Origin of the sequence: Amycolatopsis roodepoortensis, from assembly GCF_014873915.1 — a bacterium.
Taxonomy (GTDB): domain Bacteria; phylum Actinomycetota; class Actinomycetes; order Mycobacteriales; family Pseudonocardiaceae; genus Amycolatopsis; species Amycolatopsis roodepoortensis.
Genome location: NZ_JADBEJ010000008.1, coordinates 1161510 through 1176000, shown reverse-complemented (window position 1 = coordinate 1176000; position 14491 = coordinate 1161510). Strand labels below are relative to the sequence as shown.

11 protein-coding genes are annotated in these 14491 nt (G+C 68.3%); 3 read left to right on the top strand and 8 right to left on the bottom strand.

Annotation, left to right across the window (positions count from 1 at the left end):
- The first annotated feature begins 42 nt into the window (after positions 1-42).
- Positions 43-690: a hypothetical protein gene (locus H4W30_RS43435; RefSeq protein WP_192747945.1), complete on the top strand. Its 648-nt coding sequence runs from the start codon at positions 43-45 to the stop codon at positions 688-690.
- On the opposite strand, the gene H4W30_RS43430 is transcribed toward H4W30_RS43435, so the two are convergent.
- Positions 653-3172 (bottom strand): DEAD/DEAH box helicase, encoded by a 2520-nt coding sequence (locus tag H4W30_RS43430; RefSeq protein ID WP_192747944.1) that lies wholly within the window; start codon positions 3170-3172, stop codon positions 653-655. The genes H4W30_RS43435 and H4W30_RS43430 overlap by 38 nt on opposite strands.
- 151 nt (positions 3173-3323) lie before the next feature.
- Here H4W30_RS43430 and H4W30_RS43425 point away from each other — a divergent pair, with 151 nt between their 5' ends.
- Positions 3324-4565 (top strand): primosomal protein, encoded by a 1242-nt coding sequence (locus H4W30_RS43425; RefSeq protein WP_192747943.1) that lies wholly within the window; start codon positions 3324-3326, stop codon positions 4563-4565.
- A 21-nt stretch (positions 4566-4586) separates the two neighbouring features.
- Here the strand turns inward: H4W30_RS43425 and H4W30_RS43420 are convergent, their stop codons facing one another.
- The gene (locus H4W30_RS43420; RefSeq protein ID WP_192747942.1) at positions 4587-5795 is read right to left on the bottom strand and encodes an MFS transporter; all 1209 of its coding nucleotides are present in this window, start codon (positions 5793-5795) and stop codon (positions 4587-4589) included.
- A 65-nt stretch (positions 5796-5860) separates the two neighbouring features.
- On the bottom strand, positions 5861-6961 hold the full coding sequence (locus H4W30_RS43415) for an adenosine deaminase (RefSeq protein WP_192747941.1): 1101 nt from the start codon (positions 6959-6961) through the stop codon (positions 5861-5863).
- A 209-nt stretch (positions 6962-7170) separates the two neighbouring features.
- Between H4W30_RS43415 and H4W30_RS43410 the strand changes: the two genes are divergently transcribed.
- Positions 7171-8259, top strand: a complete 1089-nt coding sequence (locus H4W30_RS43410) for a PA containing protein (protein WP_192747940.1) — start codon at positions 7171-7173, stop codon at positions 8257-8259.
- 540 nt (positions 8260-8799) lie between these two features.
- Here H4W30_RS43410 and H4W30_RS43405 read toward each other — a convergent pair.
- The 5 genes from H4W30_RS43405 to H4W30_RS43385 are packed head-to-tail and all read right to left on the bottom strand — an operon-like array spanning position 8800 to position 14413.
- On the bottom strand, positions 8800-10083 hold the full coding sequence (locus H4W30_RS43405) for a thymidine phosphorylase (protein ID WP_192747939.1): 1284 nt from the start codon (positions 10081-10083) through the stop codon (positions 8800-8802).
- Positions 10080-10469 carry a cytidine deaminase gene (locus H4W30_RS43400; protein ID WP_192747938.1) on the bottom strand — a complete coding sequence of 130 codons (390 nt, stop codon included), beginning with the start codon at positions 10467-10469 and terminating at the stop codon, positions 10080-10082. Before H4W30_RS43400 ends, H4W30_RS43405 begins: the two co-directional genes overlap by 4 nt.
- A gap of 1 nt (position 10470) precedes the next feature.
- Positions 10471-11745, bottom strand: coding sequence for an ABC transporter permease (locus H4W30_RS43395; RefSeq protein ID WP_192747937.1), 1275 nt, complete (start codon positions 11743-11745; stop codon positions 10471-10473).
- Complete coding sequence (locus tag H4W30_RS43390) at positions 11742-12839, bottom strand: ABC transporter permease (protein WP_192747936.1); 1098 nt, start codon at positions 12837-12839, stop codon at positions 11742-11744. Before H4W30_RS43390 ends, H4W30_RS43395 begins: the two co-directional genes overlap by 4 nt.
- Positions 12836-14413, bottom strand: a complete 1578-nt coding sequence (locus H4W30_RS43385) for an ABC transporter ATP-binding protein (protein ID WP_192747935.1) — start codon at positions 14411-14413, stop codon at positions 12836-12838. Before H4W30_RS43385 ends, H4W30_RS43390 begins: the two co-directional genes overlap by 4 nt.
- Positions 14414-14491 lie beyond the last annotated feature (78 nt).

Here is a 14491-nt window from a genome sequence, read left to right as displayed (position 1 = left end):
CCCCGATGCGCCGGACCGGTCGCCCAGGCGACCGTGTCCGGCATGGGGACGAGGACCTGGCGGCAGCTGACCGTATGGCTGCACGTCGTCACTTCGGTCGGCTGGATGGGGCAGGCTCTCGCGCTGCTCACCCTCCTGGCGATCGGCCGCGCGAGCGAGGACGGCGCGATCCGCGTCGCCGCGACCTCGATGGCGCACGAGATCGACACGTTCCTGCTGGCACCGCTCGCCAACGCGTCGGCGTTCACCGGTTTCCTGCTCGCCGCGGCGACGGCGTGGGGGTTCGCCCGGCACTGGTGGGTGCTGGCGAAGTTCGCGATCACGCTCGTCCAGCTCTACGCCGGGATCTTCCTGCTGTCGGGCGCTTTATGGGATTCCGTCGGCAGCGAGCCGCCGCCGATGGCGCTGATCGCCGGAACCGCGCTGATGGCGAGCGCTTTGGCTTTCCAGGCGTGGCTTTCGGTGGCGAAGCCGTGGAGCAAGGTCCGCTCGGGCGCGAAGCTGCCGACCGCGCCGACGTGGGTGTTCGTCGCCGCGGTCTTCGCGCCGCTCACCGACATCACGGTGGGCCTGCTCCTGGGCTATCCGCTGCCGGCGTTGTCGCTGATCGTGCTGGTCGTCCAGCTGGTCCGGCGCCGGCGGCTGCTGCTCGTTACCCGGCCGAAAGTCCCAGCTGGTCCACCGCCGTGATCCGGATGACCGCCGAGCCCGCCTCGTCCGAAGCCGCCAGGTCGACCTCGGCGCTGATGCCCCAGTCGTGGTCGCCCGCCGGATCGTCGAAGATCTGCCGCACCCGCCAGATCTCCTTCTCCTGCTCGATGATCAGCAGCTTCGGCCCGCGCGCGTCGGGCCCGATGCCTAGCGTCTCGTGCTCGTCGAAGTAGTCCTCGATGGCGTCTTCCCACGCGTCCGCGTCCCAGCCCGAAGCGGCGTCCAGCTCGCCCAGCGTGTCGTAGGCACGCCGCGACGCCAGCTCCACCCGGCGGAACAACTCGTTGCGCACCAGCACCCGGAACGCCCGCTCGTTCCGCGTGACCGCGGGCGGCTCGGACGGCGGCCGCGTCGAAACCGGGCCTTCCTCTTCGGGATGCCGCAAGGCTTCCCACTCGTCGAGGAGACTGGAGTCGACCTGGCGCACCAGTTCACCGAGCCATTCGATGAGGTCCTGCAACCCCTCGTTCTTGGCCTCGTCCGGAACCGTGTGCCGCAACGAGTCGTAGGTGTCGGTGAGGTACCGCAGCACCAGCCCTTCCGAGCGCGCCAGCTGGTAGAAACCGATGTACTCCACGAAGTTCATCGCGCGCTCGTACATGTCGCGCACGACGGACTTCGGCTTGAGCTCGTAGTCCTCGACCCACGGATGCCCTTGCCGGTAGCGGGAATACGCCGCCTCCAGCAGTTCCTCCAGCGGCTTCGGGTACGTGACGTTTTCGAGCAGTTCCATCCGCTCGTCGTACTCGATGCCCTCGGCCTTCATCGCCTGCACGGCCTCGCCGCGCGCCTTGAACTGCTGCTGCGACAGCACCGGACGCGGATTGTCCACTGTGGATTCCACAATGGACACGACGTCGAGCGGATAGGACGGCGAGTCGACGTCGAGGAGCTCGATCGCGGCCAGCGCGAACGGCGAAAGCGGCTGGTTCAGCGCGAAGTCGAACTGCAGGTCCACGGTCAGCCGGACGATCCGGCCCTGCTCGTCGGGCTCGTCGAGCCGTTCCACGACCCCGGCCGCGAGCAGCGCGCGGTAGATCGCGATCGCGCGCAGGATCAGTTTCCGCTGGGCGGGACGGTCGGAATGGTTGTCCTCCAGCAGATGCCGCATCGAGTCGAACGCGTTGCCCGGCCGGGAGATGACGTTCAGCAGCATCGAGTGGCTGACGTGGAAACTCGACGTCAGCGGCTCCGGCTCGGCCGCGATCAGCCGGTCGAAGGTGCTCTCGGTCCAGTTGACGAACCCTTCGGGCGCCTTCTTGCGGACGATCTTCTTTTTCTTCTTCGGATCGTCGCCGGCCTTCTCCAGCGCCTTGGCGTTTTCGACGACGTGGTCCGGCGCCTGCACGACGACGTAGCCGTCGGTGTCGTACCCGGCGCGGCCCGCGCGGCCGGCGATCTGGTGGAACTCACGTGCCTTGAGATGCCGCTGCCGCACGCCGTCGTACTTCGTCAGCGCCGAGAAGACCACCGTGCGGATCGGTACGTTGATGCCGACGCCGAGCGTGTCGGTCCCGCAGATCACCTTCAGCAGCCCGGCCTGCGCGAGCTGCTCGACCAGGCGCCGGTACTTCGGCAGCATGCCGGCGTGGTGCACGCCGATCCCGTGCCGGACCAGCCTCGACAGCGTCTTCCCGAACCCGGCCGAGAACCGGAAGTCGCCGAGCATCTCGGCGATGGCCTCCTTCTCCGCCTTCGAGGTGACGTTGATGCTCATCAGCGTCTGCGCGCGCTCGATCGCCGCGGCCTGCGAGAAGTGCACGACGTAGACCGGCGACTGCCCGCCGTTGAGCAGCTCGGACATCGTCTCGTGCAACGGCGTCAGCGCGTAGCGGAAGGTGAGCGGCACCGGCCGCTGAGCCGAGGTGACCACCGCGGTCGGGCGGCCGGTCCGGCGGGTGAGATCTTTTTCGAAGAACGAGACGTCGCCCAGCGTCGCCGACATCAGCACGAACTGTGCCTTCGGCAGCTCCAGCAGCGGCACCTGCCAGGCCCAGCCGCGATCCGGCTCCGAGTAGAAGTGGAACTCGTCCGCGACGACCTGGCCGACCGGCGCGTCGGCACCGAACCGCAACGCCATGTTCGCCAGGATTTCCGCCGTGCAGCAGATGATCGGCGCGTCGGCGTTCACCGCCGAGTCACCGGTCATCATGCCGACGTTCTCGGCGCCGAAGATCTCGATGAGCTGGAAGAACTTCTCCGAGACGAGCGCCTTGATCGGGGCCGTGTAGTAGCTGCGGCGGCCGTGCGCGAGCGCGGTGAAGTGCGCCCCGACGGCGACCAGGCTCTTTCCCGAGCCCGTCGGCGTCGACAGGATCACGTTCGCTCCGGAGACCACCTCGATGATGGCCTCTTCCTGCGCGGGGTACAGCTCCAACCCGCGCTCGGCCGTCCAGGTGGAGAAGGCTTCGAACAGCGAGTCGGGGTCGGGATCCGCAGGCAGGAGGTCTGTAAGTGTCATCAGAGGACCTATCGTGCCATCCGTTGGTCGCTTCTTGCCCAGGGGTGATCGCGCCCATCGGCGGAAACCCGTAGGCTTCGCGGTACCGCGCACCTTCCGGGCACCATCACCCGGCCGCGCACACAGGCGGTAATCCGAGAGGGCTAAAGGAATGGCACAGGACATCATCCCGATCGAACTCGGCCTGCCTCAGGGTGACGTCGTCACTCTCTGGGCGCCGCGCTGGCGGGAAGACGGCGAGGAGTGGGAAGCCTTCCTCGGCGACGAGGAAGACCTGTACGCCTTCCCGGACGCAGCGCATCTCGCCGCCTTCGTGCGGACCTCCGAGCAGCACGACCTGCTCGACCACCCCGCGTGGGAGGTCGTCCCGGCGCTGAACGTGCCCGAGCTCATCCCGGACGACGACCACACCTACGACCTGGTCGGCGTCCCCGAACTGGTCGCCGAGAAGCCGGACCAGTGGACGCTCGGCGAGCTGGCCGAGATCATCGGCATCGTGCGTTCGCTCGCGGACGTGTGCGAGCTCGAAGAGGTCCACGAAGTCCTCGACGCGCACGAGAGCTTCTCGCTGCTGGACCAGGGCACGCTGCCCTTCTCCGGCCGTGACGGCGAGCGCCTCTGGGCGGACCTGTCGCAGGCGGTCTCCGAGAAGTGGGACACCGTGCTCGACGCGATCGACGGTCTCGTGACCGTCCCCGACGTCGACGAGAAGGTGCTGGAGCAGACGGCGGAGGAGCTCGCGACCTTCCTCGCGGAGTCCGCCGAAGCCGAAGCGGCCGCCGTCGACGAAGACCTCGTGGACGTCGACGACGAGGACGAGGAAGACGACGAGCCCGTCGGCTTCTGGGGCGAGGTCGGCATCGACCCGATCAAGATCATCACCTCCGGCGCCGAGTACTACACGCTGCGCTGCTACCTCGACGACAAGCCGATCTTCCTCGGCAGCGAAGGCGAGATCGACGTCTTCACCTCCGAGAAGGCCCTCATCCGCGCGATCGCGGACGGCAAGGACCTGGCGGGCAACGACCTCGCCGAAGTGTCCACTTGGGACGAAGTGACCACGAAGGCCACCGCGGGCGAGCTCGAGATCGAGGTCGACACCGAGAACACCTACGTGCTGAACGGGATCGCCGAGGACATCGCCGAGGGCCCGGAGTCGATCGACCCGACGCAGCTGGAGCTGGCCGTCGAGCTGATCACCGACGCCGCCGAGTGGGCCGAAGACGACAGCGTCGAAACCGCGCTGGCCGCCAACGAAAGCCTCGGCTGGCTGGTGTCGTTCGTGCTGCGGCCGGACCCGTCGCGTCTCGAGCCGAGCGCTCCGTTCGACGCCGAGCAGTCGGAATGGCGCAAGCTGGTCGAGACCTTCGAGAACCGGCTCACGGTCGTCTGATCCAACCCGTGAAGGGGCCCCTCAGGTTCGTCCCGAGGGGCTCTTTTCGTGTCTGACGGGCACCACTGCCACGGCCAGCGCCGGGAAGACCGCGGCCACGCAGAACGCCAGCGCGTACCGCGAATCGCCGATCACCAAGCCCAGCAGCGGCGGCGTCAGTGCCGCGGCGATGTTCTGCCCGGTGTTCTGGGTGCCCATCGCCCGCCCCGCCCACGCGAGCCCGGCCATCTCCGCCGACGCGGTGAACCCGAGCCCGTTGTCGGACACGGTGATCACCGCGGCCAGCACGAGCGCGAGCAGCACCAGCCACGGCCACGTCGCGTCCCCGAGCGCGACCAGCAGCATCACCGCCGCGCTCGCGACCGCCAGCTGCCGCATCGGCCGCAGCCTGCTGCCCGCGCGGTCGGACCAGTAACCCGACGCGATCCGGCCCAGCGCACCGAGGATCTGGACGGCGCCGGCGAACCAGCCCGCGGACGCCGCCGTCCAGCCGTGCACGGTCACCAGGTACACGGGGGTGAACGCGGAGACCGCGAACTGCGGGACGACCAGCAGCGCGCTCGCGCCGTGGACCCGCCACAACGCCGGCTTCCGGTACGGCGACGGCGGTTTCGCCGTCTTGCCCGCCGGGGTCTCCGGTCGCGGCGGATCGACCAGCAGCCAGGCGACCAGGAGCGCGACGCCGATCGCGGTCAGCGCGGGCAGCATGAGCGAGACCTGGAAACCCCAGCGGTCGGCGAGCGGCGGAAGCCCGAAGGCCGCGACGCCCACCCCGAGCGGCTGGGCCATCTGGCGGATGCCCATCGCGAAGCCGCGCTCGTCCGGGCCGAACCAGCCGAGGACGGCCCGGCCGCTCGCGGCGTTCACTGACGCGGTGCTCGCGCCGGCGAGCAGGAACACTCCAAAGAGGGTCCCGAGCGAGTGGTCACCGGCGGCCGCGTACACGAGGAGTAACCCCGAGACGCCGAGCCCGATGGCCATTACCAAACGCTCTCCGTAACGGTCCGCCGCCGCACCCCACAAGATCAAGGTGAACAACAGGCCAAGGCTCGGCGCCGCGACCACGGTCCCCGCTTCGGCGAGCGAAAGGCCCTCCGCGCGCTGCATCGACGGCACCAGGAACGGGATCCCGTAAAGGAACGAACAGCTCGCGGTCTGCGCGGCGAGGCCGAGCGCGAGGATGAGCCAGCGTCGTTTGCCGCCGATCCTCACGTCCACGACCTGCGTCATCTTCGCCACCGTTCCACTATTTGGAATACAACTCCTACATAGTGAACGATAGTTGCCGGTGCTAACTAACGCAAGGCCGCGTAGCCGGGCTTGATGACCGTGTTGATGATGTCGAGCCGCTGGTCGAAATCGAGGAAGGCGGATTTCATCGCATTGATCGTGAACCACTCGAGATCGGCCAACCCGAAGCCGAAGGCCTCGCTCAGGGCCGCGAATTCGCTGGTCATCGAGCAGCCGCTCATCAGCCGGTTGTCGGTGTTGACGGTGACCCGGAACCGCAGCCTGGCGAGCAGGCCGATGGGATGTTCGCCGATCGAGCGCGCCGCTCCCGTCTGGACATTGGACGTGGGACAGATCTCGAGCGGGATCCGCCGGTCGCGGACGTAGGCGGCCAACCGTCCCAAATGGACCGTGCCGTTGCTGTCGGTCTTGATGTCGTCGACGATGCGCACGCCGTGGCCCAGCCGCTCCGCGCCACAATGCTGAATCGCCTCCCAAATGGACGCGAGCCCGAACGCCTCCCCGGCATGAATCGTGAAATGCGCATTGTTCGTCCGCAGGAACTCGAATGCGTCGAGATTTCTGGTCGGCGGAAATCCGTCTTCCGGTCCGGCGATGTCGAACCCGACCACGCCGGCGTCGCGGTAGCGGACGGCGAGCCCGGCGATCTCGAGCGCCCTGGCGTGCTGGCGCATCGCGCAGAGCAACGTCCCGACGCGGATCCGGCCGCCGCCGTCCGCCACTCTCCGTTCACCTTCGGCGAATCCGGCCTGAACGGCCTCGACCACCGCATCGAGTGACAGACCGCGTTCGACGAAGAGTTCGGGGGCGTAACGCACCTCGGCGTAGACGACGCCGTCGGCCGCGAGGTCTTCCACCGCTTCGGCGGCCACTCTGACCAGCGCTTCCTCGGTCTGCATCACGCCACAGGTATGCGCGAACGTCTCAAGGTACGAGACGAGGGAGCCGGAATCGGCCGCGTCGCGAAACCATCGGCCGAGTTCGACGGGATCGGTGGTCGGCAAGGCCTGATACCCGGTCCGCTCGGCGAGCTCGGCGACCGTGACCGGCCGCAATCCGCCGTCCAGGTGGTCGTGGAGGAGAACCTTGGGAGCGCGGGCCAGTACCGCCTCCGGGACGCGTGGTCTGCTGCTTTCAGAGGACATACGTAACGGTAACCAGCCTGTCATTCCCCTACATGGCGGTAAGTCTCATGCTTGACTTAACCCTCGGCTTTGTGGATCACCGGCTGAATCGGCCATCAGGGCAGAGCTCGGCATTGTCCGATACCCGGGGGCCATACGCAGAGCAATTCCGCAATGGATAAGCTTCACGTCACGTCCCTCCCATTTCCCCGCCCACGAAGGACACCGCAGTGACCACTGACAACCACATTGCAGCCCCGTCCTTCGACCGGATGCGCAACATGCTGGTGCGCGCGGCCGAAGTGCGTGAGAGCGAACAGCAGCAGATCTTCGACGCGCTCGACGACATCTACGCACGTCTGGCCCCCGTCGACTCGCTCGGCGCGGTGCGCAAGCGGCTCTCGGAGATGCCCGACCGCACCGAGACCAGCGTGCTCGCCGAACGTCTCGACGAGACCATGTCGCGGCTCGAAGCGCAGGACACCGCGATCGCCGCGCTGACCCGCGCCGTCGAAAGCATCGTCGACAAGCTGGCCAAGCCGTTCGCTCAGCTCGACGGCCGCCTCGACGGGATGGCCGCGCGCCTCGAAGGCGTCGGGGGCCGGATGGACGGGCTCGAGGACAAGCTCCAGAACATCCACCGCCGTCTCGACGAGCTCGGCGCGCATCTCGACAAGCAGGACGTGAAGACCGACGCGCTGCCGCAGTCGGTGATCGGCCCGGTGCGCGAGCGCGTCGAGCAGGCCGAGTCGACCCTGCGGGACCGCGTCGACACCGTCGACCGCGAGCTGCGCACCCGCGTCGAGAACCTCGACAAGGCGACCAAGGAAAGCCTCACCGCGAACACCGAGGCGCTCAAGACCGCGCTGACCGAGACCGGCGAGATGATCGACGCGTCGGAGCGACTCGACGGCCTCGGCGACCGCCTCGAGAAGGTCACCTCGCGGCTCGACGATCTGGCCGAGCGGCTCGACAAGGTCGAGGACGGCTTCACCGGGCGCCTCGGCGACCTCGACGGCTCGATCCGCTCCGGCCTGTCGAAGGTCGAGAGCACGCTGCAGAAGCAGCCGGACACCGACTCGGTCGACTCGCTGGTGCGCAAGAGCAACGACGAGTCCGTGCGCCGCATCGGCGGCCAGCTGGACGAGGCCATGGCGACCTTCGCGGAGCTGATGCTCGGTGGTGGCCCGGCCATGCAGCAGATCTCGCCGCCGCCGCCCGCCCCGCGTCAGCCGCGCCGCAGCTCGCGCAACGGCCGGGCGCCCAAGGCGGCCGACGCCAAGGCGAAGGCCGACGGCGCCGACGAGTCCTCGGACTGACGCTCTCTTCGCTTCGCGTGTGAAGGCCCCCTTCCCTCGGCTGAGCCGAGGGAAGGGGGCCTTCACGCTGTTCCGGCTCGGCTCCCCGCACCGACCTGCGTTTAGCGGGCTAATCGCGATCCGCCCCCGACCTGCGTTTAGCGGGCTAAACGCGACCCGGCCCCCTCACGCTCGCCCACCTGCGTTTAGCGGGCTAATCGCGATCCGCCACCCTCGCGGCCACCCACCTGCGTTTAGCGGGCTAATCGCGATCCGGCCCCCTCACGGCCACCCACCTGCGTTTAGCGGGCTAAACGCGATCCGGCCGGTCGGCAGGCACGGGTGTCCCCAGGCCGCCGCACCCCTCGCGTTTAGTCCTCTGGGTGCGGTGGTTGCACGCGCAAGTACCGCACCCAGAGGACTAAACGCGTGGGTCCGGAGAACGTCGCGAAGGGCACCTTTGGGACGCTCAACGTCTCGAAGGTGCCCTTCAGGACAACCGGGGGGCGCGAGCAGGGACGCGGGCGGCCACCGGATCGCGTTTAGCCCGCTAAACGCAGGTCAGGGCCGCACGGTCTCCAGGACGAGCGAAGCGGAGGCCGAAGGCCCAGCGGAGCTGACCGCGTAGGCGTCTTCGAGCGCAGCGAGAGCCGAGGGGACAGCGTCCGGCGTATCGGTGTGCAGCTCCAGCAGCGGCTGCCCGGCCGACACGGCATCGCCCGGCTTCGCCAGGCACAGCACGCCGGCCGCGGCCTGCACCGGGTCCTCCTTGCGCGCCCGCCCGGCCCCGAGCCGCCAAGCGGCGACCCCGACCGCATAAGCGTCCAAACGCGACAAAACCCCATCGGCGGGCGCCGGAACCACGTGTACATGGCGAGGCCGCGGCAAAGCGGCCTCCGGATCCCCGCCCTGAGCGGCGATCATCCGGCACCACGTCTCGTAAGCCCGGCCGGAAGCCAACACCGCCGCCGGGTCCACATCGGACAATCCGGCCAGCGCCAGCATCTCCCGCGCCAAGGCCACGGTCAGCTCGACGACGTCGGAAGGACCGCCGCCACGCAGCACCTCGACCGACTCCGCGACCTCGATCGCGTTGCCGACCGCGTGTCCCAGAGGCACGTTCATGTCCGTGATCAGCGCCGTCGTCGCGACACCGTGCGCGGTGCCGATCTCCACCAGCGTCCGCGCGAGTTCACGAGCCTGCGGAAGCGTCTTCATGAACGCACCCGAACCCGTCTTCACGTCGAGCACGAGCCCGGCCGAACCCTCGGCGATCTTCTTGCTCATGATCGAGCTCGCGATCAGCGGAATCGACTCGACCGTCGAAGTCACGTCCCGCAACGCGTACAGCTTCTTGTCCGCCGGAGCCAGCCCGGAAGTCGCCGCGCAGACGACGGCGCCGACCTCTTCGAGCTGCCGGACGATCTCCGAAGTCGACAAAGAGGCACGCCAGCCCGGAATCGACTCCAGTTTGTCCAGCGTCCCGCCGGTGTGCCCGAGCCCGCGCCCGGACAGCTGCGGCACGGCCGCGCCACAAGCCGCGACGAGCGGAGCCAGCGGAAGCGTGATCTTGTCGCCGACCCCGCCCGTCGAATGCTTGTCGATCGTCGGACGGCTGACCTTCAGATCCAGCCGCTCCCCCGACGAGATCATCGCGCCGGTCCAGCGCGAGATCTCGCCGGAATCCATCCCCCGCAGGAAGATGGCCATCGCGAGCGCGGCCATCTGTTCCTCGGCGAGGTCGCCGCGTGTGTACGCGTCGATCGTCCAGTCGATCTGCTCGTCGGACAGCCGTCCGCCGTCCCGCTTCGCGCGGATGACGTCGACGGCGGCGAACGCGCTCACGGCAGGTCGTCCGGCCCGAACGCGTCCGGCAGCACCGCCGACATCGGCAGGATGCCGCTCGGGGTGTCCACCAGGCAGTCGGATCCGCCGTGCTCGAACAGGATCTGACGGCAGCGCCCGCACGGCATCAGCAGATCACCGGCGCCGCTGCGGCACGCGACGGCGACGAGCTTGCCGCCGCCGGTCAGCCGCAACTGCCCCGCCATCGTGCATTCCGCGCACATTCCCAAGCCGTACGAAGCGTTTTCGACGTTGCAGCCGACGACGATCCGACCGTCGTCCACCACAGCGGCGACGCCCACGCGCAAACCCGAGTACGGCGCGTACGCCGACTTCGCCGCCTCAACGGCTTGAGCCCGCAAGGCTTCCCAGTCGTACTCCGCCATGTCAGTCCTCACCTCGCCGATAGGTGGCGCCGATCGCCTTGGGCGGCCGCAGCCGCTGCGAAGCCACCGCCAGCACGATCAGCGTCACGAAGTGCGCGGTGTACGGGATGAGGTCGCTGGGCAGGTCGTCGTTGGTCCAGTAGATCGCGTACAGCGCGACGGCGCCGACGACACCGAGCGCGGAAGCGATCCACTGACGGCGGAACAACTGCACCGCCACGATCACGGCCAGCAGGATCACCGCGCCGTACAGCAGCGCGAGCACCGCGGTGCCGCCACCGGCGAGCTGGAGGCCGTCCGCGTAACCGAACAGCGCCGCGCCGCCGAGCAGGCCACCCGGCCGCCAGTTGCCGAAGATCATCGCCGCGAGACCGATGTACCCGCGGTTGTTGGTCTGGTTCTCCAGGTAGTCCGCACCGCCGGCGAGCAGCACGAGCGACGCGCCACCCATTCCGGCGAGCCCACCGGAGATGATCATGGCGACGTACTTGTGCAGGTAGACCTTCACGCCGAGGGACTCGGCCGCGACCGGGTTCTCGCCGCAGGACCGCAGCCGCAGGCCGAACCGCGTCCGCCACAGCACGAAGTAGCTGATCGGGACCAGCGCGATCGCGATCATCGTCAGCGGCGCGACCTCGGTGACCAGGCCGTTGAGGATGCCCGCCAGGTCGGAGATGAAGACGCGCTGCATCTTCTCCAGGTCCGACAACCAATCCGAGAGGAACGTCGCCGAGTAGGTGTCGAACTTCGGCACCGGCGGCGACTGGCGCGGGTTACCCGAAAGCGGGGTGAACACCAGGTTCGCCAGGTACTTCGCGACCCCGAGACCGAGCAGGTTGATCGCCACACCGGAGACGATGTGGTTGACGTTGAAGGTCACCGTCGCGACGGCGTGCAGCAGCCCGCCGAGCGCGCCGAACACCACCGCCGCGATCAGCCCGGCCCAGACCCCGCCGTGGTACGCGCCCCACGCCGCACCCCAGGTGCCGAGGATCATCATGCCTTCGAGGCCGATGTTGATCACGCCCGCGCGTTCGGCCCAGAGCCCGCCGAGCGCGCACAGCAGGATCGGCAGCGCCAGCCGCAACGCGGTGTGCGCGGTGTTGGTCGAGGTCAGCGTGTTGACGCCGGTGGCGTACGACGCGATCGCGAGCACGCCGACCGCCAGCAGACCCCAGATGGCGCCCTTGAGCCAGCCGGGGATTCGGCGCTTCGGCGGCTTCACCGGCATGGTGGTCCCGCCCGTGTTGGGCGAAAGAACGTCCGCGGTGGTCACACCGCACCTCCCTCGGACACGCTGGAACCCTTGCGGCCGTTGCCTGCCAGCGCGCGACCGACGCGACGCTGTTCGGCGGCCAGGTCCGCGCGGCGCACGATCTCGTACGCGATGACGACCGACAGCACGATCACGCCCTGCATGATCGTGGCGATCTCTTTGGACACGTTGATCTGTTCCAGCGAAACGGCGGACCGGTCGAGGAACGCCCAAAGCAGGGCGCCCAGCGCGATCCCGGCCGGGTGGTTACGCCCGAGCAGGGCGACCGCGATACCGGTGAAGCCGTACATCTGGGTCGAGGTGATGCCGTAGCTGAAGTCGCGGCCGAGCAGTTCCGGCATCGCGACCAGACCGGCGACGCCACCGGAAAGCAGCATCGCGATCAGCGTCATCTTCTTGGCGTTGACGCCACCCGCCGCGGCGGCCGTCGTCGATTCGCCGGAGGCCTTGAGCTCGAAGCCGAACCGGGTCCGGTTGAGCATGAACCAGTAGGCCCCGCCGATCAGCGCCGCGATGATCACGAAGCCGAACAGCTCTCCGGACCCGATCGGGATACCCGGGATCCGGCCGGTCTCGGCGATCTCACGGGTGGCGATGTTGTTGCCGGTCTGCACGCCGAACTGGTCCGCGTTGACCAGGAACGCCACGATGCCGCCGACGATCGCGTTCAGCATGATGGTCGAGATGACCTCGGAAACGCCTCGGGTCACCTTCAGCACGGCCGGGATGGCCGCGTACAGCATGCCGCTGAGCACCGCGACGACCAGGATCGCCAGCACGTGGATCACCGGCGGCAGCTGCAGCGCCCCGCCGATGATGGCGGTGACGATGGCGGCGAACCGGTACTGGCCCTCGACACCGATGTTGAAGAGGTTCATCTGGAAGCCGATGGCCACCGCGAGCCCGGACAGGTAGTAGACCGTCGCGAGGTTCACCGTGTCGACGGCCGTCGAGCCCTTGAAGAGCTGGCCGACCATCGTGCCGTAGGCCTGGAGCGGATCCGCGCCCGAGATGATCAGCGCGATGGCCGTCAGGATGACCGCGAAAACGATCGCGAGCAGAGGCGGCAGCAGCCTCGTACGCCAGGAACTCACGCTGCACCTTCTTCGGAGTCTTCGGAGGCACCCGTCATAGCGGAGCCCAGTTCCTGCGGGGTCACGGTCGCGGGGTCGGCCTCGCCGACCAGTCGTCCGCGCAGCATGACCTGAATGGTGTCGGAAAGTCCGATCAGCTCGTCGAGGTCGGCCGAGACCAGCAGCACGGCCAGCCCGGCCGCGCGCGCCTGGCGGATCTGTTCCCAGATCAAGGCCTGCGCGCCGACGTCGACACCGCGCGTCGGATGCGACGCGATCAGCAGCACCGGATCACCGGAAAGCTCGCGCCCCACGATCAGCTTCTGCTGGTTACCACCCGAAAGCGCGGCGGCCGGGACGTCGATGCCCGGCGTGCGGACGTCGTACTCCTCGACGATGCGGCGGGTGTCCTCACGCGCGCCGGCGATGTCGAGCAACTGTCCTTTCGCGACCGGCTCGCGGGTCTGGTAACCGAGGATCCGGTTGACCCACAAGGGTTGCGTGAGCAGGAGGCTGTGCCGCGTACGGTCTTCGGCGATGTAGCCGATCCCGGCCTCACGGCGGGCGAGCGTCCCCAGTTTGTGCAGCTCGACGACCTTGCCGTCGACCTCGGTCAGTTCGATCCGGCCGCCGCCCTTGCGCATGCCCATGATCGTTTCGACGAGTTCGGTCTGGCCGTTGCCTTCGACACCGGCGATCCCGAGCACCTCGCCCGCGTGCACGGTGAAGGAGATGTGGTCGAGCACGTTCCGCTCGGAACCCTCGACGCTCAGGCACACGTCGTCCAGGCGGAGGACGGGCCGATCGGTCACAGTGGACTCACGGGTCTCGGGTGTCGGCAGTTCCGAACCGACCATCATCTCGGCCAGCTGCCGTGAGGTGATCGTCTTCGGATCGGCCGTGCCGACGGTGGTGCCGCGGCGGATCACGGTGACCGTGTCGGCGATCGCGCGCACCTCGTCGAGCTTGTGCGAGATGAAGATGAAGGTGAAGCCGTCCTTCTGCATGGCGCGGACGGTCTCGAACAGCGCGTCGACCTCCTGCGGCACGAGCACCGCGGTGGGCTCGTCGAGGATGATGATCCGCGCGCCGCGGTAGAGCACCTTGACGATCTCCACACGCTGACGGTCGGCGACGCCGAGCTCTTCCAGCAGCGCGTCCGGGCGGGCGCGCAGGCCGACGCGTTCGGCGAGTTCCGCCAGCTTCGCCCTCGCCGCGCGGCCGATGCCGTGCAGGTTCTCCGCGCCGAGGAAGACGTTCTCACCGACGGTCAGGTTGTCGGCCAGCATAAAGTGCTGGTGGACCATCCCGATCCCGGTCTTGATGGCGTCCTGCGGGTTGCGCAGTTTCACCGGCCGACCGTTGATCGCGATGTCGCCCTCGTCCGGCTGCTGCATGCCGTAGAGGATCTTCATCAGGGTCGATTTGCCCGCGCCGTTCTCGCCGCAGACGGCGTGCACCTCGCCCTTGGTGACGGTGAGGTTGACGTCGGAGTTGGCAACGACACCGGGGAACCGCTTCGTGATCCCGGTCAGCTGCACGGCCGGTTCACCCCGGTCGGGGGCGTCGGTGACCTCGGCCTGGGGAGCGCTCATGAAAAAGCCATCCAGTCTGGGAGTTAAACAGGTGAGGGCTCGGAAGGGTCGACCTTCCGAGCCCTGCTGCCTGGTGGA